23 protein-coding genes are annotated in these 22,434 nt (G+C 72.0%); 16 read left to right on the top strand and 7 right to left on the bottom strand.

Features of this window, described 5'->3' with window-relative positions:
• Window positions 1-3: 3 nt before the first annotated feature.
• The gene (locus tag ACZ7CD_RS27375; protein ID WP_360392774.1) at window positions 4-531 is read right to left on the bottom strand and encodes a hypothetical protein; all 528 of its coding nucleotides are present in this window, start codon (window positions 529-531) and stop codon (window positions 4-6) included.
• Window positions 532-855: 324 nt separating this feature from the next.
• Here ACZ7CD_RS27375 and ACZ7CD_RS27380 point away from each other — a divergent pair, with 324 nt between their 5' ends.
• A complete protein-coding gene (locus ACZ7CD_RS27380) occupies window positions 856-1,926 on the top strand; it encodes a helix-turn-helix domain-containing protein (protein ID WP_470380009.1) in 1,071 nt (356 codons plus the stop codon).
• Window positions 1,927-1,930: 4 nt separating this feature from the next.
• Complete coding sequence (locus tag ACZ7CD_RS27385) at window positions 1,931-3,064, top strand: hypothetical protein (RefSeq protein ID WP_458431390.1); 1,134 nt, start codon at window positions 1,931-1,933, stop codon at window positions 3,062-3,064.
• A gap of 105 nt (window positions 3,065-3,169) precedes the next feature.
• On the opposite strand, the gene ACZ7CD_RS27390 is transcribed toward ACZ7CD_RS27385, so the two are convergent.
• Entirely contained in the window at window positions 3,170-3,655 is a 486-nt protein-coding gene (locus ACZ7CD_RS27390; protein ID WP_470380010.1) for a GNAT family N-acetyltransferase, read from the bottom strand.
• A gap of 205 nt (window positions 3,656-3,860) precedes the next feature.
• On the opposite strand from ACZ7CD_RS27390, the gene ACZ7CD_RS27395 reads away from it, so the two are divergent.
• Entirely contained in the window at window positions 3,861-5,282 is a 1,422-nt protein-coding gene (locus ACZ7CD_RS27395) for a 5'-methylthioadenosine/S-adenosylhomocysteine nucleosidase family protein (RefSeq protein WP_360392762.1), read from the top strand.
• A 46-nt stretch (window positions 5,283-5,328) separates the two neighbouring features.
• Here the strand turns inward: ACZ7CD_RS27395 and ACZ7CD_RS27400 are convergent, their stop codons facing one another.
• Window positions 5,329-6,834: a chitinase gene (locus ACZ7CD_RS27400; RefSeq protein WP_470380011.1), complete on the bottom strand. Its 1,506-nt coding sequence runs from the start codon at window positions 6,832-6,834 to the stop codon at window positions 5,329-5,331.
• Window positions 6,835-6,931: 97 nt separating this feature from the next.
• On the opposite strand from ACZ7CD_RS27400, the gene ACZ7CD_RS27405 reads away from it, so the two are divergent.
• Window positions 6,932-7,696 carry an alpha/beta fold hydrolase gene (locus tag ACZ7CD_RS27405; protein WP_470371170.1) on the top strand — a complete coding sequence of 255 codons (765 nt, stop codon included), beginning with the start codon at window positions 6,932-6,934 and terminating at the stop codon, window positions 7,694-7,696.
• On the opposite strand, the gene ACZ7CD_RS27410 is transcribed toward ACZ7CD_RS27405, so the two are convergent.
• Entirely contained in the window at window positions 7,686-8,516 is an 831-nt protein-coding gene (locus ACZ7CD_RS27410) for an oxygenase MpaB family protein (protein WP_470380012.1), read from the bottom strand. The two genes, ACZ7CD_RS27405 and ACZ7CD_RS27410, sit on opposite strands and share 11 nt — an antisense overlap.
• Window positions 8,517-8,724: 208 nt before the next feature.
• Here ACZ7CD_RS27410 and ACZ7CD_RS27415 point away from each other — a divergent pair, with 208 nt between their 5' ends.
• Both ACZ7CD_RS27415 and ACZ7CD_RS27420 read left to right on the top strand, forming a co-directional pair.
• Entirely contained in the window at window positions 8,725-9,585 is an 861-nt protein-coding gene (locus ACZ7CD_RS27415) for a DUF4231 domain-containing protein (protein WP_470380013.1), read from the top strand.
• A complete protein-coding gene (locus tag ACZ7CD_RS27420; protein WP_470380014.1) occupies window positions 9,555-10,874 on the top strand; it encodes a tetratricopeptide repeat protein in 1,320 nt (439 codons plus the stop codon). Before ACZ7CD_RS27415 ends, ACZ7CD_RS27420 begins: the two co-directional genes overlap by 31 nt.
• Here ACZ7CD_RS27420 and ACZ7CD_RS27425 read toward each other — a convergent pair.
• Entirely contained in the window at window positions 10,871-11,260 is a 390-nt protein-coding gene (locus tag ACZ7CD_RS27425) for a hypothetical protein (protein WP_470380015.1), read from the bottom strand. The genes ACZ7CD_RS27420 and ACZ7CD_RS27425 overlap by 4 nt on opposite strands.
• A gap of 29 nt (window positions 11,261-11,289) precedes the next feature.
• On the opposite strand from ACZ7CD_RS27425, the gene ACZ7CD_RS27430 reads away from it, so the two are divergent.
• From ACZ7CD_RS27430 to ACZ7CD_RS27475, 10 genes are all read left to right on the top strand, one after another.
• Complete coding sequence (locus ACZ7CD_RS27430; protein ID WP_360392744.1) at window positions 11,290-11,835, top strand: helix-turn-helix domain-containing protein; 546 nt, start codon at window positions 11,290-11,292, stop codon at window positions 11,833-11,835.
• A gap of 29 nt (window positions 11,836-11,864) precedes the next feature.
• Window positions 11,865-12,944 (top strand): NAD(P)/FAD-dependent oxidoreductase, encoded by a 1,080-nt coding sequence (locus ACZ7CD_RS27435; RefSeq protein WP_470380016.1) that lies wholly within the window; start codon window positions 11,865-11,867, stop codon window positions 12,942-12,944.
• Window positions 12,941-13,123 (top strand): 2Fe-2S iron-sulfur cluster-binding protein, encoded by a 183-nt coding sequence (locus ACZ7CD_RS27440; RefSeq protein WP_458431381.1) that lies wholly within the window; start codon window positions 12,941-12,943, stop codon window positions 13,121-13,123. Before ACZ7CD_RS27435 ends, ACZ7CD_RS27440 begins: the two co-directional genes overlap by 4 nt.
• On the top strand, window positions 13,120-14,316 hold the full coding sequence (locus ACZ7CD_RS27445; protein WP_470380017.1) for an FAD-dependent oxidoreductase: 1,197 nt from the start codon (window positions 13,120-13,122) through the stop codon (window positions 14,314-14,316). Before ACZ7CD_RS27440 ends, ACZ7CD_RS27445 begins: the two co-directional genes overlap by 4 nt.
• Window positions 14,313-15,206 carry a dihydrodipicolinate synthase family protein gene (locus ACZ7CD_RS27450; RefSeq protein ID WP_470380018.1) on the top strand — a complete coding sequence of 298 codons (894 nt, stop codon included), beginning with the start codon at window positions 14,313-14,315 and terminating at the stop codon, window positions 15,204-15,206. The genes ACZ7CD_RS27445 and ACZ7CD_RS27450 overlap by 4 nt, the downstream gene beginning before the upstream one ends.
• Window positions 15,203-16,195, top strand: coding sequence for a proline racemase family protein (locus ACZ7CD_RS27455; protein WP_470380019.1), 993 nt, complete (start codon window positions 15,203-15,205; stop codon window positions 16,193-16,195). Before ACZ7CD_RS27450 ends, ACZ7CD_RS27455 begins: the two co-directional genes overlap by 4 nt.
• A 35-nt stretch (window positions 16,196-16,230) precedes the next feature.
• Window positions 16,231-17,082, top strand: a complete 852-nt coding sequence (locus ACZ7CD_RS27460) for a hypothetical protein (RefSeq protein WP_360392726.1) — start codon at window positions 16,231-16,233, stop codon at window positions 17,080-17,082.
• A gap of 61 nt (window positions 17,083-17,143) precedes the next feature.
• The gene (locus tag ACZ7CD_RS27465; protein ID WP_470380020.1) at window positions 17,144-19,588 is read left to right on the top strand and encodes an ABC transporter permease; all 2,445 of its coding nucleotides are present in this window, start codon (window positions 17,144-17,146) and stop codon (window positions 19,586-19,588) included.
• The gene (locus ACZ7CD_RS27470; RefSeq protein WP_470380021.1) at window positions 19,585-20,184 is read left to right on the top strand and encodes an ABC transporter ATP-binding protein; all 600 of its coding nucleotides are present in this window, start codon (window positions 19,585-19,587) and stop codon (window positions 20,182-20,184) included. The genes ACZ7CD_RS27465 and ACZ7CD_RS27470 overlap by 4 nt, the downstream gene beginning before the upstream one ends.
• Window positions 20,181-20,801, top strand: a complete 621-nt coding sequence (locus tag ACZ7CD_RS27475) for an ABC transporter ATP-binding protein (protein ID WP_470380022.1) — start codon at window positions 20,181-20,183, stop codon at window positions 20,799-20,801. Before ACZ7CD_RS27470 ends, ACZ7CD_RS27475 begins: the two co-directional genes overlap by 4 nt.
• On the opposite strand, the gene ACZ7CD_RS27480 is transcribed toward ACZ7CD_RS27475, so the two are convergent.
• Window positions 20,770-21,390: a DJ-1/PfpI family protein gene (locus tag ACZ7CD_RS27480; RefSeq protein ID WP_360392718.1), complete on the bottom strand. Its 621-nt coding sequence runs from the start codon at window positions 21,388-21,390 to the stop codon at window positions 20,770-20,772. The genes ACZ7CD_RS27475 and ACZ7CD_RS27480 overlap by 32 nt on opposite strands.
• Complete coding sequence (locus ACZ7CD_RS27485) at window positions 21,390-22,328, bottom strand: GlxA family transcriptional regulator (RefSeq protein ID WP_360392715.1); 939 nt, start codon at window positions 22,326-22,328, stop codon at window positions 21,390-21,392. Before ACZ7CD_RS27485 ends, ACZ7CD_RS27480 begins: the two co-directional genes overlap by 1 nt.
• Window positions 22,329-22,434: the final 106 nt, after the last annotated feature.

A 22,434-nucleotide genomic window follows, 5' to 3' on the forward strand; every position in this document is an offset into this window, starting at 1 on the left:
GCTTCACACCTCGTCGGGGACGTGCACCCACCCCTTGCACTCCTCGCCCGCCACCTCGACCCTGGGCAGCGGCACGAACACCCAGTCGTCGACGCCGTCGTAGCCGTGCCGGATCACCGAGCGGTGGATCGGCTCGGACACCACCAGCACGAGCGGGGCGGTGGCCTGCTCGTGCGTCGACGCGGTGAGCAGCCTGGTCGCGATGTCGATGTCCTCGCCGAACCAGCCGAAGTCGTCGCACGCCACGTCACCGGGGTGGATGACGAGCCGCAGCCGCAACGGGTGGTCCTGCCCGGCGTTGCGCTCGTCGAGCAGCGCCTTCAACCGCGGTACGAGCCTGGTGAGCAGCCAGGTCTTCGGAATCCGGTCCGTCGGGTGGACCAGCACGATCAGCCAGTCGCCGCGGTCGACGAACCGGTCCCGCAGGTCGGGGGTCACGCCGCTGTCCACGAGCGCGTGCTCGACGAGGTCGATCACGGCCCTGCGCAGCAAGGCCATCACGAGGTTGCTGCAGGCCGTCGGTGGTGTCATGGCCACAGCGAGGATCGTGCGCTGACACGGTTGTATCGAGGGGGTACTCATGGCTCCCCGCCTCCTGACCTTCGAACGTGCGGAGGTACGGGCACTGGCGGTGGTTCACCCGTTTGGGCAGTGAACTTCAGTTAACTTCAGTTGATCTACTTTTTATGTCTATAGTTAAGAGTAAGGCTCAACTGAAGTCCGAGCAATAGCCGGAAAAATTGCCCCATGCACTCCACCAGGTGACTGAACCCGGGTGTAATGACCGGTTGACCTCCGACGATGAGCGAGTACTGCCGATCCTTTCACTGAAGTTCAGCTGAAGGAAGTGATGGCGTGACCTCCGCAGTGGACCCGGCGCTCCGGCTCGCGCAGCGGCTCCGCGAGCTGCGCAGGAAGGGCTGGCCCGGCAAGCGCATCACCCAGGACCAGCTGGCCCAGGCGTTCGACGTCAGCGTTCCGCTGATCTCGTCCTGGGAGCGCAGGCAGAAACCGGTGCTGCCGCCGGAACAGCGCCTGCGGGCCTACGCCACCTTCTTCGCCACGAGCCGCTCGGCCGACCGCGAGCCGTACCGGGTGCTGTCCCAGCTGACCGCCGAGGAACAGGTGGCCGAGGACGCCCTGCTCGGTGAGCTCATCGCGCTGCGCGACCGCGCGCTGGGCGAGTCGCCCGCCGAGGACACGCCCGTCCTCGTCGACAACCTGTGGCGGCTTCCGCCCAACGAGGACATCACGATCGTGTGCTCCAAGCTGCCGGAACGCCTCCGCAGGCAGCTCCCGGGAGCGGGACCGGACGATCCCGACTACGTCGAGCTGTACCAGTACTCGGACCTGGACTCGCTGTTCGAGCTGCACGGCCACATCCGCGCGATGAACCCGACGAACACCGTGCGCGTACGCCCTGGAGCGGGGGTCCTCACGGCCGACGAGAGCTCCAGCCACCTCGTGCTGCTGGGGGGCGTCGACTGGAACGAGATCACCGCCGAGCTCCTGCACCGCATCGACCTGCCGATCCGCCAGCAGGAACGGCCGGACGACACCGACACGAGCGGGTTCGAGGTCGTCGCGGACGGGGAGGTGGTCGAGACGTTCCTCCCGAAGTTGCGCAGGATCGGCGACAGGCAGGTGCTCGTGGAGGACGTCGCGCACTTCTACCGGTCGCGCAACCCCTTCAACCAGAAGCGCACCGTCACCATCTGCAACGGCGCCTACTCCCGTGGCGTGCTCGGCGCGGTCCGCACCCTGACCGACGCCCGGTTCCGCGACCGCAACACCGCCCACGCCCGGACCCGGTTCGCGGGCCTGGACTCGTTCAGCATCCTCAGCCGCGTGCCGGTCCTGCAGGGAACCGTCATCACGCCGGACTGGACCAGCGACGACCACCTCCTGCACGAATGGCAAGCGTGATCCCGTGAAGAACGCCACCCAGGTCCGCTCCGAGCACCACCACGGCAACCACCGCGGGCTGCTCGACGAAGCGCCGAGAACCACGTCCACCGCCGCGCTGCGGGCGATCGTCGTGCCGACCATCCGCTCGTCGCACGCGATGCAGCACGCGATCGACCTGGCGGTGCGGCTCGGCTGCGTCCTGGTGGCGCTGTGCAGCCGGAACGACACGTCGGCGTTCCGAGTGGCCTTGCGCGCCTCCCGGGCCGGGGTCGAGGTCGTCGCGATCGACGTGGAAGACCTCCCCCCGCGGCTCCTGCCCGCGTTCAGGACGTCGACCCTGCTGCGCGACACCGAGTTCACCCACCGCAGCGACCTCGCCCTGAAGCGCAACCTGGGCCTCCTGCTGGCGCGGGTGGCGAAGTGGGACCGGATCGTCTTCCTGGACGACGACATCGAGGTGCCGGACCACCTCGACCTCGGCCGGGCGGCGGCGCTCACCGACGACTACGCCGGAGTCGGCCTGAAGATCACGGGCTACCCCGACAACTCCGTCGTGTGCCACGCCTACCGGGAGGCGGGCGGCGCCCAGGAGACGTTCGTCGGCGGGGGCGCGATGGCGGTGCACGCCGGCACGACGTCGTCCTTCTTCCCCGACATCTACAACGAGGACTGGTTCTTCCTGCTCGGTGACGAGAAGCTGCGCCGGACCACGGTCACCGGGATCGCCGTGCAGGAGGAGTACGACCCGTTCAGCGTCCACGAGCGGGCCGAGGCGGAGGAGTTCGGCGACGTCCTCGCGGAGGGGCTCTTCTGGCTGCTGGACGAAGGCCTGCCGCTGACCGGCGCGAACACCGGCCATTGGGCCGGCTACCTGTCGAAGCGGCAGAAGTTCATCGCGCAGACGATGGACATGACGAGGGACACCGAGGTGGATCCCGGCCGGAAGGCGAAGAAGCTCAGGTCGCTGGACGCCGCCTTGCGCCGCTGCCGGTCCATCTCGCCGAAGTCGTGCGAGGAGTACGTCGAGGCCTGGCGCAGGGACCGGGCGGTCTGGCAGCGGCACCTCGACCACCACGAGCAGCACGCGCCGCGTGACAGCGACCTGGGCAAGGTCATCGCCCACCTGGGTCTGGCGCACGTGACCACGTACCTCTGAGCAGGTTGCCAGATGTTGTGCCTGTGACGCCCCGAGTCCCCGCCCCTGGCTTCGCCGGCGTCTGCAAGGAGGGGAAGGGAGCGGGCAAGACTTCTGGCCAGGTGCTCAGCGGACCAGCTCCTTCACCAGCACGTCGCAGACCTCCACCTCGCGGTGCCCGTTCTCGTCGGGCGGCGCGTAGCACTCGACGGCCGAATGGCCCCAGCCGCGGTAGCCCAGCCCGTCGTAGAGCTTCGCCGCTGCCGTGTTGGTCACCTCGACGGCCAGGGCCACCACGCCGTGCCCGCGTTCGGCCAGCAGTCGCTCGGCCTTGCCGATCAGCTTCGTCCCGGTGCCCTGCCTGCGGTGGTCGCGGTGCACCTCCAGATGCGTGACCAGCGGCGTTCTCGGCAGGTACCGGCGGATCTCCGGTTCCTCCGCCGGTTCGAGCCAGAGGTAGACGTCGCCGATCAGCACGTCGTCGAGCCACGCCGTGAGCAGCACTCCCCTGCGGTTCGACTGCCGGCGCAGGCGGTCGGCGAAGTAGCGCTTCTGCCCGAGTCGTTCGGCCAGCGCCCCGAGGTCTTCGGGTCGCGCCGGCCTGATGGTCACGTCGCCCATGCCACCCCGTGTACCACATTCCGAACCGAACCAGTTCGTTCCAGCACACCGACTCGTCTGTCCATAGTGGACGCGGGACGCGGCGACCGGACGTGTGAAGTCGACGGTTCATTGACAAAAACCGGACAGCACGGGGAGGAACCGCATCGCGGCAGGTAGCTTGCCCGCAGGAGTGCGCTGCCAGGACAGGATCACCGTGACGAGCGAAGCGTCCGACATCGTTGTCGTGCTGACGGCCTTGGAGAGCGAGTACACCGCGGTCAGGGACCTCGTCGAGGAGCCGGCGGTACTCCGCCACGCCGCCGGCACGCGGTTCGAGGTCGGCCGGATCCGGGGCGGCACCGGGCGGGTGGCGCTGGCGTCGGCGGGTGCGGGCAACCAGCCGGCCGCGGTGCTGGCCGAACGGGCGATCGCGGAGTTCCGGCCGCGGGCCGTGTTCTTCGCCGGGATCGCGGGGGCGCTGCACGACGACCTCGACCTGGGCGCCGTCGTCGTCGCGACCAAGGTCTACGGCCACCACGGCGGTGTCGAGGGCGAGAACGGGTTCGGCGCGCGGCCGCAGGCGTGGGACGCCGACCACGAGCTGGAGCAGATCGCGCGTGCGGTCAGCCGGGACGGGCGGTGGCGGCTGCCCACCGCGCCCAGGGTGGTGTTCCGGCCGATCGCCGCCGGTGAGGTCGTGCTCGACTCCCGGCTCACGCCGTCGGCGGAGCACCTGCGGCGGCACTACTCGGACGCGGCCGCCGTCGAGCTGGAGAGCGCGGGCACGGCGAAGGCGGCGCACCTGAACCGGGCGCCGTTCCTGACGGTGCGCGGCATCAGCGACAAGGCCGACGGGCGCAAGCTGGACACCGACCGCGCCGGGTGGCAGTCGATCGCGGCGGGCAACGCCGCCGCCTTCACCCTCGCGGTCGCCGCCGAGCTGTTCGCCTCGGCGCCCCGCCTGCCCGCGCAGGTCACGGGCCACGGCGCCGCGATCACGTGGCAGCGGCCGGTGGAGCTGAGCTGGCGCACCGACCTCATCGGCACCGGTTCGGTGGTCGAGCGGTGTGCCGTCGAGGTCCACCTCGTGCCGATGGACGAGTACGGACGGCTGGAGGTGCCCGCGCTGGAGCGCCTACGGGAGCTCCTGGCCGCGCACGGGCGCGGGCACGGCCTGTTCACCGGCTCCGAGCGGCTGACCTCCGACGTCACGGCGGACGCGGTGTGGGTGCGGTCGGCGCCGAGCCCGGACGGTCACCGCGGGCTCGCCGTCCGCCGCTCCGGCCAGCGGTGCGCGTGGTCTCCCCTGCGGTACGACGCGCACGGGTCGGTGGTCGACCGCACCGCGCTGGGGCAGCAGGTCGAACGGTCGCTGCGGCTGCTCACCGAACTGTCCGGGCTCTCCGGTGTGCCCGCGCCGGCCGCGGTCGCCGTCACCGCGGGGCTGGAACCGGCCGCGGGGCTGACCGAGCACGGTGCGGGCCACCTGCCGGGTGCCGGCGGGTTCTGCACGGCCGCGCGGATCAGGGTGCAGTCCGGTGCCGCGGTGCCGTTCCACGCCCTGCTGGCGCGCCCGCAGGAGGCGGCGCAGGAGATCACGGCCCGGCTGCACCTGGCGTTCCGGCAGGCGTGCTGAGCGGTTCCGCCGCCGGGGGACGACAGCGGAACCGCCCGCGGTGGCGCTACCTCGGCAGGTAGGCCCGGTGCTGCTTGGAGAACTCGGAGCCGTTGAACTTGTCCCAGTTGATCGACCACGTCATGAGGCCGCGCAGGTTCGGGTACACGCCCTTCGGCTTGTAGCTGCCGCAGTTCGTGCCCTTGGTGAGGCAGTTCAGCGCGGTGTGGACGTCCGCGACCGACGTGAAGCCGTTGCCGGCGTTGACGGACGCGGGCAGGCCGATCGCCACCTGCTCCTGGCGCAGCGGCGCGAAGAACTTCGTCGCGTCGCCGCGCACCGGGAACCCGGCGAGCACCATGTCGGCCATGGACACGTGGAAGTCCGCGCCGCCCATCGAGTGGTACTGGTTGTCCAGGCCCATGATCGGGCCGGAGTTGTAGTGCTGGACGTGCAGCAGCGTCAGGTCGTTGCGCATCGCCTCGATCACCGGCAGGTACGCGCCGGTGCGGCTGTCCGCGCCGCCCGTGCCGCCGTAGAACTGGTAGCCGACCTGCACGAAGAACGTCTCCGGCGCCATCGTGAGCACGAAGTCGGCGCCGTAGCGGGACTTCAGCGACTTCAGCGCGGAGATCAGGTTCACGATGACCGGCGTGGTCGGGTTCTTGAAGTCGACGTCGCCGGCGTTGAGCGACAGCGAGTGGCCCTCGAAGTCGACGTCGAGGCCGTTCAGCCCGTACCTGTCGATGATCGCCGACGCCGAGCGCACGAACGCGTCGCGCGCGGCGGTGGTCTCCAGGCGCACCTGGCCGTTCTGACCGCCGATGGAGATCAGGACCTTCTTGCCCTTCTGCTGCTGGGCGCGGATGCCGGCGATGAAGTCGGCCTCGGACTCGACGTTCGGGCACTCCGCGACCGGGCACTGCGCGAACCGCAGCTCACCGCTGGTGGCGCTGGTGGGTTCCGCGAACGACAGGTTGATCACGTCCCACTCGTCCGGCACGTCGCGCATCCGGAGGTAGCCGGAGCCGTTGGCGAAGCTCGCGTGCAGGTAGCCGACGAGGACCTTGCGCGGCAACGAACCCGTGGGCGGCGGTCCGCTCGTGGTCGTCGTCGTCGTCGTCGTGGTGGTGGTTGTGGTCGTTGTGGTGGTGCTGGTCGTGGTCGTGGAGGTCGGCGGAGTGCCGCCGCCCGCGCACGCCGCGCCGTTGACGGTGCAGTTCTGCGGGTCGGCGGTGCCGGTGGCGTTGAACCCGAAGGAGACGCTGGCGCCGGGCGCGACCGAGCCGTTGTACTCGCGGTTGGTGAACACGTGGTGGTTGCCGCTCTTGGTGAGCAGCGCGTCCCAGTAGGCACCGGCGCTCGTGCCCGCGGGGAGGTCGAACTCGACCTTCCAGGAGCCGATGGCCGCGCTGGTCTCGTTCTTGACCGTGACCGTGGCGGTGTACCCGGTGGCCCAGGACTGCTTGGTGACCGTCGCCGTGACTCCGGCGGCGCTGGCGGGGGCGAGGCTCACGAGCACGGTGCCGAGCACCAGTGCGGCCACCGCGGCTATTCGAGCGAACAACGTCATGGCTGATCCATCCCTCACGCGTGGCGGCCGGCAGGGGGTCCACCGTGAATTGGACTAGACCATCTACCACCGCGTCAAGGTCGTAGACTGCGCACCCGTGCCCCACGCTCGTGCGACGGACGGAACCGCGCTCTTCTACTCGGTCGAGGGCTCTGGCCCTCCGCTGCTGCTCATCGCGGGCCAGGCGAACTCGTCGCGGTGGTGGCGGCAGGTCCTGCCGGACTTCACGCCGCACTTCACGACGATCGTGATGGACAACCGCGGCACCGGTTCCAGCGACAAGCCGGAGTCCCCGTACAGCACGCGGCTGTTCGCCTCGGACTGCGTCGCGGTGCTCGACGACCTCGGCCTGGACCAGGCCCTGGTGTACGGCACGTCGATGGGCGGGCGGATCGCGCAGTGGATCGCGGCGGCCCACCCGGAGCGGGTCTCCCAACTAGTGCTGGGCTGCACCTCCCCCGGCGGCCCGCACGCCGTGGAACGCAGTGCCGAGGTCAGGAGGTCGCTGGCCCAGGTCGACCAGATGAAGGCGCGCAAGGCGCTCGTCGACCTGATGTACACACCGGCGTACCGCGGCCCGTTCAACACGCTCGGCGATCCCGCGATGCCGCCCTACGCGCGCAAGCTGCACCTCATGGCCAGCGCGGAACACGACGCGTGGGACGCCCTGCCGTCGATCTCCTGCCCGACCCTGGTCGTGCACGGCACCGACGACATCTTCAACCCCACCGCGAACGCACCGCTGATCGCCGAACGGATTCCGGGCGCGCGCGTGGAGCTGATCGAGGGCGCACGGCACGGCTACTTCGAGGAGTTCCGCGCGGTCGCGTCACCGCTGGTGGTGGACTTCCTCAGCTCGTGACCCACCGCAGCCCGCGCATCAACGCGTGGCCGGCGAGCTTGACCCCGGTGGCCTCGGAGACCGGCAGGTAGGGCAGCCGCAGCGGCATCCGCGCCCACACCGGCAACGTGGCCACGGCCGTGGCGCCCAGCACCGCGTACGGCCCCTTCGCGACCAGCGGAAGCGGTGCCTTGAGGAGCAGGAACCGCGCCGCCTCCCGGGCCTCCGGCGTGCCCTTGAGCTCGGGCCGGTAGGCGTCGAGCCGGTCCGCGAGCTCCCGCGTGGTCTCCGGCGGGTCCGCGATGCCCATGGCCCGCGCGATCACCGCCATGTCCCGCACGTACCCGTCGTAGTCGTCGAGCGGCTGCTCGCCGTAGCGCTGGTGGCAGCGCAGGAAGCTGTCCACCTCGGCCACGTGCACCCACTCCAGCAGGTGCGGGTCATCGGCGCGGTAGTGGCGTCCGTCGGACGCCGTGCCGTGGATGTGCGTGTGGATGCGCGCCAGCTTGTCGATCGCCTTGTGCGCGTCCTCCTTCGTGCCGTACGTGGTCACGCCGACGAAGAGGCTCGTGCGCTGAAGACGCCCCCACGGGTCCGTGCGGTAGTCGGAGTGCTCGGCCACCGCCGCCATCGCCAGCGGGTGCAGCGACTGCAGCAGCAGTGCCCGCAACCCGCCGATGAACATGGCGTGGTCGGCGTGCACCTGCCGGATCGGGCGATCGTCGGCGAACATGCGGGGGCCGGGTGCCTCGTGGATGGTGCGGACCTGGTCTTCGCGGTCCGGGCCCACGACCTTCTCGAACAGGCCGTTGCTCAGCTGCCGCCGCAGTGCTTCCAGCATGACCCCATGATGCGCGGCGGTAGCTGAGAACGGGACCTCCTCCGCTCAGGAAGGCGGGCGTGGCGTCTCGCGCCGCGAAAGCAGCAGCCGCCTCTCGGCTGTCCGGGTGAACACCCCGGCTCGTCCGCGGTACCTCCTCCACGCTGGAGCGGGACGTGATACCACAACGTTCGGAGGCAGACGATCAGCGTTGGCGGAGAGGGAGCACATGACCGACGCGGACTTGCCCGGCTTTTTCCACGACGCGGACGAGGCGTCCCGCCAAGGGCAGCGGAAGACGTTGCTGCTCAGCCGCGTGCGGCTGGTGAGCGCCGTGGTCGCCGCGATCGGCGGCGCGTTCAAGTGGAAGATCGGCGGCACCTACGACCTGTGGGCGTTCGTCGCCCTGGCCGGTTTCTTCGTCGCGCTGTTCACGGAGATCCTGCTGTGGGCGCAGCACCCCGAGCAGAAGTGGAACGCCGGCCGCGCCGTCGCCGAGCAGATCAAGTCGCTGGTGTGGCGCTACGCCATGGGCGCCGACCCGTTCACCGGAGCCGGCGCCAAGCAGCTGCTGCAGCTCAGGATCGCCGAGGTCGTGGCCGAACACGGCAAGAAGCTCCGCCTGGCCAGCACGAACCCCTCCGGCGCCGAGCGCCGCGAGGAACTGCGCCGCAAGCCCTTCGCCGACCGCCGCACCGCCTACCGCGAGGGCCGGGTGAAGGACCAGCTGGAGTGGTACCAAGCCCGCGCCGCGACCAACGAGTTCCGCGCGAACCTGTGGCGCATGCTGCTGATCGCCGGTGAGTTCGTCGCGATCCTGTTCGCCGGCGCCCGCGTCATGGGCGCCTGGGACGTCGACATGTCCGGCGTCATGGCGGCGGCGGTCGCCGGCGGCGCGGCGTGGCTGGGGCTCAAGCAGCACGAGAACCTGTCCCTCGGCTACTCCGCGGCCGCGAGCGACCTGGCGCTGATCTACGAACGGCTCGCCGACGTGGAGGAGGCCGACTGGCCCGCCGCGGTGGCGGAGGCCGAGGGGGCGATCAGCAAGGAGCACAGCGCGTGGCTGGCGTCCCGGCCGAGCACGACGTGACGGAACGGCTGAGGACCTTCGTCGCCTCTCCCGGCCGGATCCTCGACGGTCCGGGGAAGTGGACCGATCTCGACGCGATCAAGGCGCACCTGTACCGCCCGGTCGGTGCCGCCGTCGGCGAGCGGCTCGGGTGCGAGGTCGACGTGCTGGTGGAACGGGACCGGCAGGCCGCGGGACCGATCCACCACACGATGTTCGCCGAGGCGGTCAGCGCGACGATCTACATCGCCGACCTGACCGACGCGAACCCCAACGTGTACCTCGAGCTCGGGGCGCGGTGGGCGCTGCGGGACAACGTGACCATCCCGGTGTGCCAGAACCCCGAGCGGGACGTGATGTTCAACGTGGCGGCTACGCGCGCGGTGCTCTACAGCAGCGACCCGGCCGAGCTGGAGCGTGCGCGGACCACCATCACCAACATGATCGTCAACGGTCTGGACCTGGGCCACGTCGACAGCATGGTGCGGCACGGAGCCGACCAGATCACCGTGTCCAGAGCGGAGTACGACCAGCTCACCGCCGAGGTGAGCAAGCTGCGGCGGGAACGCACCGGCGAGCTGCGCAGCGCCGCCCTGCTCGCCTCCGGCCACGACCGGATCGACCTGCTCCGGCGTGCTGTCGAGATCAACCCCGCCGACGCGGACGCTCACGGCGAGCTCGGCAGGGCCTATCGCGCGGCAGGAGATCCCCGCCGCGCCGTCGGTTCCCTCACCACCGCCGTGCAGCGCCGGCCGAGCTCCGCTCTCTGGACCCGTGAGCTGGGCCTCGCGCTCGCGGCGGCGGGTGATCTGGACGGAGCCGTCGCCTCGTTGCACGCCGCCACCGCGCTCGACGAGTCGGACGCCGAGTCCCGCCGAGCGCTCGGTGACGTCTGCTGGCAACGAGCCAGGGTCCGGCACGACCGGGCGGCGTTGACGGAGGCGCGCGACGCCTACCGGGCGGCGGAGAGGATCACCGCGGACGACACGGGCTCGCTCCTGAACGAGGCGCGCCTCGACGTGCTGCTGGCGGAGCACGTCGAGGCGCGGGCCAAGGCCCTGGCCGGCTTCCGCGACCTGTGCGGCTACCTGAAGTACCTGGCCGCAAGAAGACGTGACCAGACGGTGCGGCTGCACCATGCGGAAGCACTGGCGTTCTGCGGGAACCGCGACGCGGCGGTCGAGACCGCACGCGGCGCACTCGGCCCGATGCCGCCGATGTGGAACGAACTGCTCGCAGTCAGCTGGCTGCCGGACGACGTGACGGAGGCGTTGCGCGGGCTCGTGCGGGAGAGCGAGCAGGCCGGTTAGGAGCCCAGCGCCGCCACCACCCGTTCCACCACCGCCTTCTCGGCCACCGCCACCGCCCCGTCGGCCCCGGCCACCGACCGGCACATCTCCGCCACCGCCGCGCGGAAGATCGGCACGTCACGCGGCTCGTGCGCGGCGATGATGTCCACGGCGGAGCGCAGCGCGGTCAGGACGCCCTCCTCCACGTCGGCCGACGAGCCGCGAGGCAGGGACGGTGGGGCCCCGGCGATCACTTCGCGCAGGTTGTCGGAGAGCAGGGTCATGGCGCGGATGCCGGCGTGGCTCTCCTCGTCCACGGCGCCGGGGTCCGCGGTGGAGACCAGGACCATGGCACCGAAGACGGCGGTGCGGAGCGTCTGGCCCTCCGCCTCCGTGTAGGCAGTCATGCGGTCAGCCTATGCAACGATCTCGCGGTATGAGTGCGGGTCGGGTGCTCGGCGCCAACATCAGGGCGTTTCGCGAGCAGCGCGGGTTGTCGTTGTCGGAGCTCGCGCGGCGGTCGTCGATCGCGAAGGGCACGCTGTCGCAACTGGAGAGCGGGTCGGGGAACCCGACCATCGAGACAGTGTTCAGTTTGTCGAACGCTTTGAACGTGCCGGTGTCGGAGCTGCTGTCGGAGCGGACGGCGCCGGAGGTCATCCTGGTGCGGGCCAGGGACGTGGAGCAGCTCAGCAGCAACGCGGTCGACCTGCGGCTGATGCGCCGGATGGACGTCGCGGACACCGTCATCGAGATCTACGACCAGCGTGTGCGGCCGGGCGCCACGCAGACCAGCGAAGGTCATCCCGGCAAGGAGCACGTGCTGGTCACCGGCGGGACGCTGCGGGTGGGGCCGACGGACTCGCCGTTCGAGCTCGGGCCCGGCGACTACGTGTGCTTCCCCGGCTCGGTGCCGCACCTGTACGAGACCGTCGGCGGTGAGGTCAGCTCGGTACTGGTGCTGGAGTACCCGAAGCACTAACGTTCATTCTATTGAACGGAGGTGGAGTGATGCACCCGGACGTCGTGGTGGTGGGAGCGGGGATCGTCGGGGCCGCGTGCGCGCAGGCGCTGACGGCGCGCGGGCTCGACGTCCTGGTTGTCGACCGCCACGGGCCGGCGGCGGGCACCAGCGCGGCCGGCGAGGGGAACGTGCTGGTCAGCGACAAGGGACCGGGACCGGAGCTGGAGCTCGCCCGAGCCAGCCGGGAGCTGTGGCCGGAGCTGGCGCAGGACGCGGAGTGGGAGGAGAAGGGCGGGCTCGTCGTCGCCACGACCGAGCAGGCCGTCGAACCGCTCAGGGCCTTCGCCGCCGGGCAGCGCGCCGCGGGCATCGACGCGTGCGAGCTCACCGCGCAGGAAGCCCTCTCGTGCGAACCGCACCTCAACCCCGGTGTCACCGCCGCGGTCCACTACCTCCAGGACGCCCAGCTCAACCCGGTCAAGGCGACGAGGATCCTGCTGCGCGGCATCCGGGTCCTCCAGGCGGAGACGTCCGCGGTGGACGGCAGGTCCGTCACCACCGACCGGGGCGTCCTGCACTGCGGTGCCGTCGTCAACGCGACCGGGCCGTGGGCGCGCCGGTTCGGCGTGAACGTCCTGCCCCGGCGCGGCGTCGTCCTCGTCACCACACCGATCCCCGGCACGATCCGGCACAAGGTCTACGACGCGGACTACGTCGGCGCGGTCGCGAGCGGCGAGGCCGACCTGCAGACCTCCGGCGTGGTCGAGTCGACGCAGGCCGGCACGGTCCTGATCGGGTCGAGCCGGCAGCGCAAGGGGTTCGACGACACGATCGAGTCGAAGGTCCTGAAGGCGTTGGCGCAGAGAGCGATCGCGATGTTCCCCATGCTCGCCGGAGTGCCGGTCATGCGCGCGTACGGCGGCTTCCGCCCGTACGCGCCGGACCACCTGCCGATCATCGGCGAGGACCCGCGCACACCGGGCCTGTGGCACGCCACGGGGCACGAGGGCGCCGGTGTCGGGCTCGCACCGGCAACCGGGCGGCTGCTCGCCGAGCTGCTCACCGGTGCCGCGCCGCACGTCGATCCCCACCCGTTCCGCGTCGACCGGCCGGAGGTGCTGGTGTGAAGGTCACGTTCAACGGCCTCCCCCGCGAGGCCGACCACGTCGCGGAGCTGCTGCCCGGCCGGTTCTTCTGCGGCATCGGCGTCTGCTTCGGCTGCGTCGCCGAGATCAACGGGACCCCGGAGGTCCGCGCCTGCCGGCACCGGCTCGCGGACGGCGACACCATCAGGACCACGTCGTGAGGGTCGTGGTGGTGGGTGCCGGACCGGCCGGCATGGCCGCCGCCAGGACCGCCGCCGACGCGGGCGCGGACGTCGTCATGGTCGACTCCGAACCCGAGGCGGGCGGCCAGTTCCTGCGCGGCAGGACCACGTTCGCGCACCCCGGCGTCACCCACCTCCGCGACACCGAGGCGTGGCTCGTCGAGGACGGCGTCCTGCACCTGCGCGGCCCGCGGCAGCTCCCGTTCGACGCGCTGGTCGTCGCCACCGGCGCCTACGACCGCCCGCTGCCCTTCCCCGGCTGGGACGGGCCCGGCGTGATCACCGCGGGTGCCGCCCAGGCGCTGGCCAAGCAGGGCGTCACGCTCGCCGAACGCGTGGTGGTCGCGGGCACCGGCCCGTTCCTGCTGCCGGTCGCGACCGCGTTGCAGGACCTCGGCGCCACCCTCGTCGGCGTCTACGAGGCGAACTCGCCGCTGGCGTGGGCGAAGGAGGCCAGGGCGGTCGCCGCGAACCGGCACAAGATCGCCGAGCTCGCGCGGTACCGGAAGGTGTTGCCGCGCCTGGAGACCCGCACCGCCGTCGTCGCCAAGCACGGCGACCGCGTCACCGTCGCGAAGCTCGACAGCGCCTGGCGCCCGGTCGGCCACCGCACCGTGCGGGCAGACCTCGTGTGCGTCGGCTACGGCTTCCTGCCGCGCGCCGACCTCGTCCCGCACGCCGCCAGGACCGGCGGGTTCTACGACGTGGACGACCACCAGCGGACCTCGGTGCCCGGCGTGTACGCGGCGGGTGAGGTCACCGGCATCGGCGGCGCCGACCTGTCCGAGGCCGAGGGCGTCGTCGCCGGGGCCGCGGCCGCCGGGCGGCAACCACCGGCGTCCGCGCTCAAGGCCGTGCGCGACGGCCGCCTGTTCGCCGCGGCACTGGCGCGGGTGCACGCCGTCCGGCCCGGCTGGCGGACCTGGCTCACACCGGAAACCACGGTCTGCCGCTGCGAGAAGGTGACCCGCGCGGCGCTCGACACCGCCGCCGCCACGACCATGCGCGAGCTCAAGCTGACCAGCCGGGTCGCGCTGGGCCGCTGCCAGGGCCGCATCTGCGCCCGCAACGCCGCCGAACTCACCGGCATCCCGTTCGACGACCAGCGCCGCGTGATCGCGGTCCCGATCCCGCTCGGCGAACTCGCCGCGCTCCCCGAGGAGGACTCATGACCGAACGCCTCGACGGCGTCATCGTCGCCACCGCGTTGCCGTACAAGGAGGACGCCAGTGCTCCCGCCGGGCTGCGGCCCGACCTGGACCGGTTCGCCGAGCACTGCCGCTGGGTGGTCGAGTCCGGCTGCCGCGGCGTCGGCCCGAACGGCTCGCTCGGCGAGTACTCGTCGCTGACCGACGCCGAACGCCGGCAGGTCGCGCAGACCGCCATCGCCGCGGTCAAGGGCAAGGGCATCGCGGTCGTCGGCGTGCACGGCGTCGGCGCGCACCAGGCCCGCCACTGGGCCGAACTGGCCGCCGAGGACGGTGCGGACGGCGTGCTCTGCCTGCCGCCCACGATGTACCGGGCCAACCGCGGCGAGGTCGTGCACCACTTCCGCGAGGTCGCCAAGGCCGGTCTGCCGATCATGGTCTACAACAACCCGATCGACACCAAGGTCGACCTCACGCCGGACCTGATCGCGGAGCTCGGGCAGATCGAGCACGTCGTGGCCGTGAAGGAGTTCTCCGGCGACGTGCGCAGGGTGCTGGAGATCCGGGCCGCCGCACCGCACCTGACCGTCGTGGCCGGTGCCGACGACGTGGTGCTGGAGAGCCTGCTGATGGGCGCCACCGGCTGGTTCGCGGGCTACCCCAACGTGTTCCCGGCCGAGTCGGCCGAGCTGTTCGACCTCGCGCGGGCCGGCAAGCTCGACGAGGCCCGGTCGCTGTACGAACGCCTGGTGCCCGCCTTCCGCTGGGACTCGCGCACCGAGTTCGTGCAGGCCATCAAGTACTGCATGGACCTCGTCGGCCGCTTCGGCGGACCGTGCCGTCCCCCGCGCGGCCCGCTGTCCGACGCGCAGCGCACCCGGATCGAGGCCGACATGGAGCTGGCCACCTCATGAGGTTCGCCCGGTACTTCAGCGCGGTCGACTCGCACACCGAGGGCATGCCCACGCGCGTCATCACCGGCGGCGTCGGCGTCATCCCCGGCGAGACGATGGCCGACAAGCGGCTCAACTTCATCTCCGACCACGACCACGTCCGCAAGCTGCTCGTCAACGAACCGCGCGGCCACGCGGCGATGAGCGGTGCGATCCTCCAGCCGCCCACCCGTCAGGACGCCGACTGGGGCGTGCTCTACATCGAGGTGTCCGGCTGCCTGCCGATGTGCGGTCACGGCACCATCGGCGTGGCCACGGTCCTGGTCGAGACGGGCATGGTCGCGGTGACCGAGCCGGTGACGACGGTCCGGCTGGACACCCCGGCCGGTCTGGTGCTCGCCGACTACGACACCCGCACGAGGCTCGTGACGATCCGCAACGTCCCGGCCTACGCCCACGAGCTCGACGCGGCGGTCACCGTGCCGGGTCTCGGCGAGGTCCGCTACGACATGGCCTACGGCGGCAACTTCTACGCCATCCTGCCGCTCGCGGACCTCGGCATCCCGTTCGACCGCGCGGAGAAGGACCGCATCCTCGCCGCCGGACTGTCCATCATGGACGAGATCAACCGCACCAACCGGCCGGTCCACCCGACCGACCCGGCGATCGGCGGCTGCAAGCACGTCCAGTTCACCGCGCCCGGTCACGACGGCGCCCACTCGCGCAACGCGATGGCCATCCACCCCGGCTGGTTCGACCGCTCCCCCTGCGGCACCGGCACCTGCGCCCGGATGGCGCAGCTGCACGCCCGCGGCGAGCTCGCGCTGGGCGCGGAGTTCGTGAACGAGTCGTTCATCGGCACCCGCTTCATCGGGACGCTGCTGGAGGAGGTCGCGCTCGGCGACCGCACCGCCGTGCTGCCGACGGTGGCCGGCCGGGCGTGGATCACCGGGATGGGCCAGTACCTGCTCGACCCGGCAGACCCGTTCCCGGAGGGCTTCTCGCTGTAACCGGTGGGCTCCGCGGAGTCGTTAGGCTCACGGGGGTGAGCACCACGCCCAGTCTCGAGGCACTGCTGCGCATCGGGCCGTTCCACGCGGCGCTGAGAGCCGCGATCCGCCGGCGTGGGCTCACCCTGGAGCGGCTGCGCTCGCGACTGGCCCAGCAGGACGTCCCGGTCGCGCTGTCGACGCTGAGCGACTGGCAGCAGGGCCGGGTCCGGCCGGTCTCGCCGAAGTCGCTGCGCGCGGTCGCGGTGCTGGAGGAGCTGCTCGACGTCCCGCACCGCTCGCTGCTGGACCTGCTGGAGCAGACCGGTCCGAGCGGCTGGCCGGACGTCGTGCCCGGCATGATGCCCGGCTTCGACGCCAACGACCTGGAGGTCGTCGCCCGGCACGACCGGGTGTTCGTCGACGCCGACCGGCACGCTTCCCGCGCCCTGGTGAAGATGGTCGTCCGCGCGCACACCGACGGCGTGGACCGCTACAACGCGCACTACTACGGCGACGACTTGGTCCGCGTGGCGCACGAACCGCTGCGCAACTGCCGGCTCGGCCAGACCGTGCTGGAGGACCGGACGACCGTGGAGGAGCTGCTGTTCGACCGGCCGCTGCGGCTGGGCGAGACGTGGGTGTTCGAGTACTCGATCCACGACCCGACGCGCGTGGACAGCGTCGAGTACGCGCACGGCGTGCGGTGCTTCCTCGCGCAGAGCCTGATCGAGGTCCACTTCGACCCGGCCGCGCTGCCCGTCGACCCGCACGTCTACCTGCAGGACTGGGAGGAGACCGAGCCGCACCGCACGATCGACCTGTCGCTCGACCACACGCACTCGGTGCACCACTTCGAGTCGAACGTGTCGGTGAACTGGGTCGGCATCCGGTGGAGCTGGGTGTAGGTCCGGCGACGAGAACGGCCAAGGGCTCCCGAAAACGCAGCTCGCCGGTTAGCGTGCGCTGGTGCAGTTGCCGTGGAGAGCCGCCCCCCGGGCAGCGCTGTCGAGCCCGCTCACGCTCGTCGTGAGCATCGTGACGACGTTGCTGCTCGGCTTCGTGGTGGCCGCGGCGGTCCTGCACTCCTCGGCGGCCGGCAGCGCGGCGCTCGCCTACCAGCAGGGCCGCGTCTGTCCACAGTCGATGCACCCCTCCCTCGACGGCGACGGTATTCCGCTGGCGCAGGCCGTCCGCACGGCCACGACCAACGGCGGCCTGGGTGCCGTCTACACCAACATCGCGCGGCCGGACTTCACCGGGCTCGCGACCTACGCGCGGTTCGGGTACCGGCCGGGTGCCACCGAGCACCTGCGGGTGCTGCAGGGCGGCGGCACCGGGTTGTGGGTGCCGCAGACGGTCGCGTCCGCCGCGAAGGTGAAGATCGGCGACCGGCTCGTCGGGTCGACGCTCGTGGTCAGCGCGATCTACGCGGACCTCGCGCACCCGGTGGCGGACTGGTGGTGTTCCGAGGCGAAGACCGTCGTGCCGAACCCGCTGGCCGGTGAGGGCGCCAGCACGTCGGTGATCTGGGTGCACCAGGCCGCCGACCTCGCACTGCTGCCGGCGGACTTCTCCAGCGCCACGGTGTCGATCCGGTTCCCGGCCGAGCCGGTGACCACCATCGCCGAGGCGGAAGCGCTGCGCGACAACGGGAACGCGCTGCTGGCGAAGCTCGGCCTCCCGCTGACCAGGACCGACCTCGTCAGCGCCGCGATCACCGCGTCGGCCACCGCGCGGGACAACGTCGGGTCGGCGTTGCTGCCGCTGGTGGTCGTGAGCGTGCTCGTCGGGCTCGCCGGTGTCGGCACGGTGACCGTGCAGTGGGCCCAGCGCAGGCACTCCGAGCTGCGGCTGCTGTGGGTGCGCGGTGCGGGCCCGCTCGCGCTGGGCCTGCGCGGGGTGCTGGAGCTGGGGCTGCCGCTGGTGCTCGGCGGTGTGCTGGGACTGGTGGCCGCGCGGGTGCTGCTGCCCCTCTACGGGCCGGGCACGGCGCCGGCGCCGGGAACGCTGTGGACCGCGCTCGGTGCGGTGCTGGCCGTGGTGGTGCTGAGCCTCGCGGTGACCGTGCTGACCGCCTGCTGGAGGACGCACCGGACGTTCCAGGGACGGCCCCGGCGGTGGCGGCTCGCCGTGCTGCCGTGGGAGCTCGCGGTCGGCGGGCTCGCGGTGCTCGCGTGGCTGCGGCTCGCGGAGAACGGGCTGGGCACCCGGCCCGGGGCCGGTGAGCTGCCGCGCATCGACGCGGCGGCGCTGACGTTCCCGCTGCTGGTGGTGCTCGCGGCGGCGTTGCTCGCCACGCGGGTGCTGCGCTGGACGCTGACCTGGTCGCACCGCGTGCAGTTCTGGCGGGTGCCGGCCGCGCAGCTGGCGGTGCGCCGGCTCGCCGCGGCCGCCGGACCGGTCACCGGCGTGGTGCTCGTGGGGGTGCTGGCGGTCGGCACGATCGCGGTCGGCAGCTCGGTCGCCGGTGCCCAGCGGTCGGCGCTGGACTCGAAGTCCGCCGTGCACGTGGGCGCCAACAGCACGGCGCAGGTGTCGCAGGACCTCGCCACCGGCAAGGTGGCGCTGCCGGAGTCGTTGCGCGGCACCACAACGCTCGTCGGCGTGAGCTCCGGCGCGCTCGTCGTGGACCCGGCGACGTTCACCGACGCGGCCATCGTCGGCGACCCGGACCGGGTGCGGGCGGTGCTGGCGGGCCTGCGCAAGACCGGCGCGGTCGCCTCCGCGGTGCGGATCGGGCGCGCGGCGAACCAGGAGATGCAGGTCCCCGGCCTGCCGCTGCTGAAGCCGTCCGAGTCGCTGCCGTCGTTCCCGAAGCTCGGCACCCGCGGGTACGTCATCACGCGGTCCGCGGTGCCCGCGCCCGAACAGGTCGGGTCGTGGCACCTGTGGTCGTCGCTGCCGGTGAGCGCGCTGACCGCGGAGCTGCAGAAGGCGGGCATCCACTACACGAACGTCGCCGACCGCGCGAAGGTGCTCGACGGGCTGCCGTTCCTGACCGTGCAGTGGACGTTCGGGTTCGTGGCGGCGATCGGCGTGGTGCTCGCGGTGGTGGCGGCGGTGGCGCTGCTGCTGGCGATCGAGGTGCGGCGGCGGCAGAACGCCGTGTCGGGCGCGCTGTCGACGCGGATGGGGATGAAGCCCGCGCTGCTGTGGTCGAGCCACCTGCTGGAGGTGGGCGCCATCGCGGTGGCGGCGGTGGCGGTCGGTGCGGTGGCGTCGTTCGTGAGCGCGGGGGCCGCGGTGCCGCGGCTGGACCCGGCGCCGTGGCTGAACCCGGCACCGGTGCTGCCGGACCTGGTGCCGTTGCTGGGCTTGATGGTGGTGTGCGGTGCGGCGGTGGTCGCGGCGGCGGCGTGGCTCGCGTTGCGCGGCGTGCGCACCGCGCGGATGGGAGAGCTGCTCAGGTGATTCGCGCTTGTGGCGTCGGGGTGTCCTACGGCGGGGTGCGGGCGGTGGCGGACATGTCGCTGCGCACCGCGCCCGGCCTGACCGTGCTGTCGGGGCCGTCCGGGTCGGGCAAGTCGACGTTGCTGCGGGTGCTGTCGCTGGTCGAACGGCCGTCCGCCGGCGAGGTCTTCGTGCACGACCGGCCGACCTCGCAGCTGTCGTGGCGCGAGCTGCGGTCCTTGCGGCGCAAGGAGATCGCGGTCGTGTTCCAGAACCCGGCGGACAACCTCATCGGGCACCTGACGGTCGGCGACAACCTGCGGGCGGCGGGCGCGACGGACCTGTCGCTGCTGGACCGGCTCGGGCTGGGCGGGTCGGGGACGTGGCGGATCGGGGCGTTGTCGGGCGGGCAGCAGCAACGGCTCGCGTTCGGCTGCGCGCTGGCGCGCGGTGCCTCGGTCGTGGTGGCGGACGAGCCGACCTCACAGCTCGACGCGCGGTCGGCGGACCTGGTGCTGGAGATGCTGACGTCGTTGCCGGCGCCCGCACTGGTGGCCTCGCACGACCCGCGGCTGGTCGAGCTGGCCGACCTCTGCGTGCCGCTGGTGGCGTCGTGATCAGCGCGACGGGGGTGCGGCGGTCGTTCGGCGGCGTCGAGGTGCTGGGCGGGGTCGACCTGTCCGTGGCACCGGGCGAGTTGGTGACGCTGAGCGGGCCGTCGGGGTCGGGCAAGACGGCGCTGCTGTCCGTCCTGTGCGGCTTCGACTTCCCCGACTCCGGCACCGTCAGGCCGGGGCCGGTGGCGTGGTCGGCGTGCGCGGTGCTGCCGCAGTCGCTGGGACTCGCGACCGAGCTGACGCTGGAGGAGAACGTCGCGCTGCCGCTGCGGTTGCGCGGGCTGCCGGTCGACCCGGTGGCGGACGTGCTCGCCGAGCTGGGGATCGCGGACCTGGCCCGGCGGTACCCGGCGCAGGTGTCGTTCGGGCAGCAGCAACGGGCGGCGCTGGCGCGTGCGGTGGTCGCGAAGCCGTCGGCGTTGCTGGCGGACGAACCGACCGCGCACCTGGACGCCATCAGCGCCGACGCCACGATCGGGCTGCTGCGCCGGGTCGCCGACGACGGCGCCGCGGTGCTGATCGCCACGCACCACGACGCCGTGCACGCCGCCGCCGACCGGGTGTTGGAGCTGGCCGGCGGCCGGATCAGCTCGGGCTCGCGGCGAACAGCGCCCTGAGGTTCTGCTCGATCTCCGCCGGGATCTGCGCGTAGGCGTGCGGCGGCTGCGGGTCGTACTCGATGCCGACCTGCACGGTCTGCGCGACCGCCGTGCCGAACTCGCGTTCCACCAGCTGCAACGCCATGTCGATGCCGGCCGACACGCCCGCACCGGTCACGACCTTGCCGTCGAACACGACCCGGTCGGTGCACGCCTGCACCCCGCGCGCGGTCAGGTCGTCGCGGGCGGCCCAGTGCGTGGTGGCCCTCGTGACCACCCCGGCCTCCGCGAGCAGCGTCGAGCCCGTGCACACCGACGTCGTCCACTTCGTCGTCGAGTGCACCTCCCGCAGCCACGCCACCAGCTCGGCGGACTCGCGCAGCACCTCCCTCCAGCGGCCCGACCCCGGCACCACGACCACGTCCGCCGACTTGAGCGTGTCGAACGTGTCGGTGGGCACCATGGTCAGGCCGTTGTCGGAGCGCACCGGGTCGAGCGTCCGCGCGACGAAGCGCGGTGTCACCACCGGCACGCAGCCGAGCACCTCGAACGGCCCGACCAGGTCGAGCGCGGTCAGGTTCGGGTAGAGCACGTACGCGACGTCCATCAGGCGACCCCCGTCGTCCGGAAGCGGGCGCGGTAGCTGCCCGGCGACACGCCGAGCACGCGCAGGAAGGCCCGGCGCAACGTCTCGGCCGAGCCGAAACCGCTCTGCCGCGCCACCAGGTCCAGCCCGTCACCGGTGCTGGCCAGGCGGTCGGCCGCGGCCTCGACGCGGGCCCGTTCGACGTACTGCGCGGGTGAGATGCCGACGCTGCGCGAGAAGACGCGGGCGAAGTGGCGGACGCTCATCATCGCCCTGCGCGCCATGACGGGCACGGTCCACTCACGCGTCGGGTCGGCGTGGATCGCGTCCAGCAACGCCCTCAGCGCGTCGTCGGACACCGGTGGCGTGCGGGTGTGCACGCTGAACTGCGACTGGCCACCGCTGCGCTGCAGGAAGACCACCAGGTACTGCGCGATCCGGCGGGCCAGCGCCGGGCCGTGGTCCTGCTCGACCATCGCGAGCGACAGGTCGATGCCCGCCGTCACACCGGCCGAAGTGGACACCTGACCGTCGCACACGAAGATCGCGTCCGGTTCCACGTCGACCCCGCGCGCCGCGAGCTCGCCCGTGAACGCCCAGTGCGTCGTCGCCTTCTTCCCGTGCAGCAGCCCGGCCCCCGCCAGGACCACCGCACCGGTGCAGACGCCCGCGATCCGCCGCGACTTCAGCGCGAGCCGCCGCAGGTGCGTCGTGAGCACCGGGTCGGTCGCGGCCTCGTCGTACCCCCAGCCGCCCACGACGAGCAGCGTGTCGATGGGCCGGTCGAGCGTGCGCAGGTCCGCACCTGCCCCGATCCGCACCCCCGCGGTGGCGGTGAACGGTTCTCCCCCGAGCGTGGCCACGGTGACGCGGTAGCGCTGACCCCCGTGGTTCGCCGCCTGGAACACCTCTACCGGCCCCGCCAGGTCCAGCAGCGCCGTGCGGTCGTAACCGACCACGACTACTTCCCTCAAGTTCCCCACAACTCCACTTTCCTCATCACCCGCGGTGGCGGCAACGCCATTCCGCCCTCTCATTCGGCCACCGCTCAGGTGCACGCGGGGA

This window comes from Lentzea sp. NPDC036949 (genome assembly GCF_055608075.1).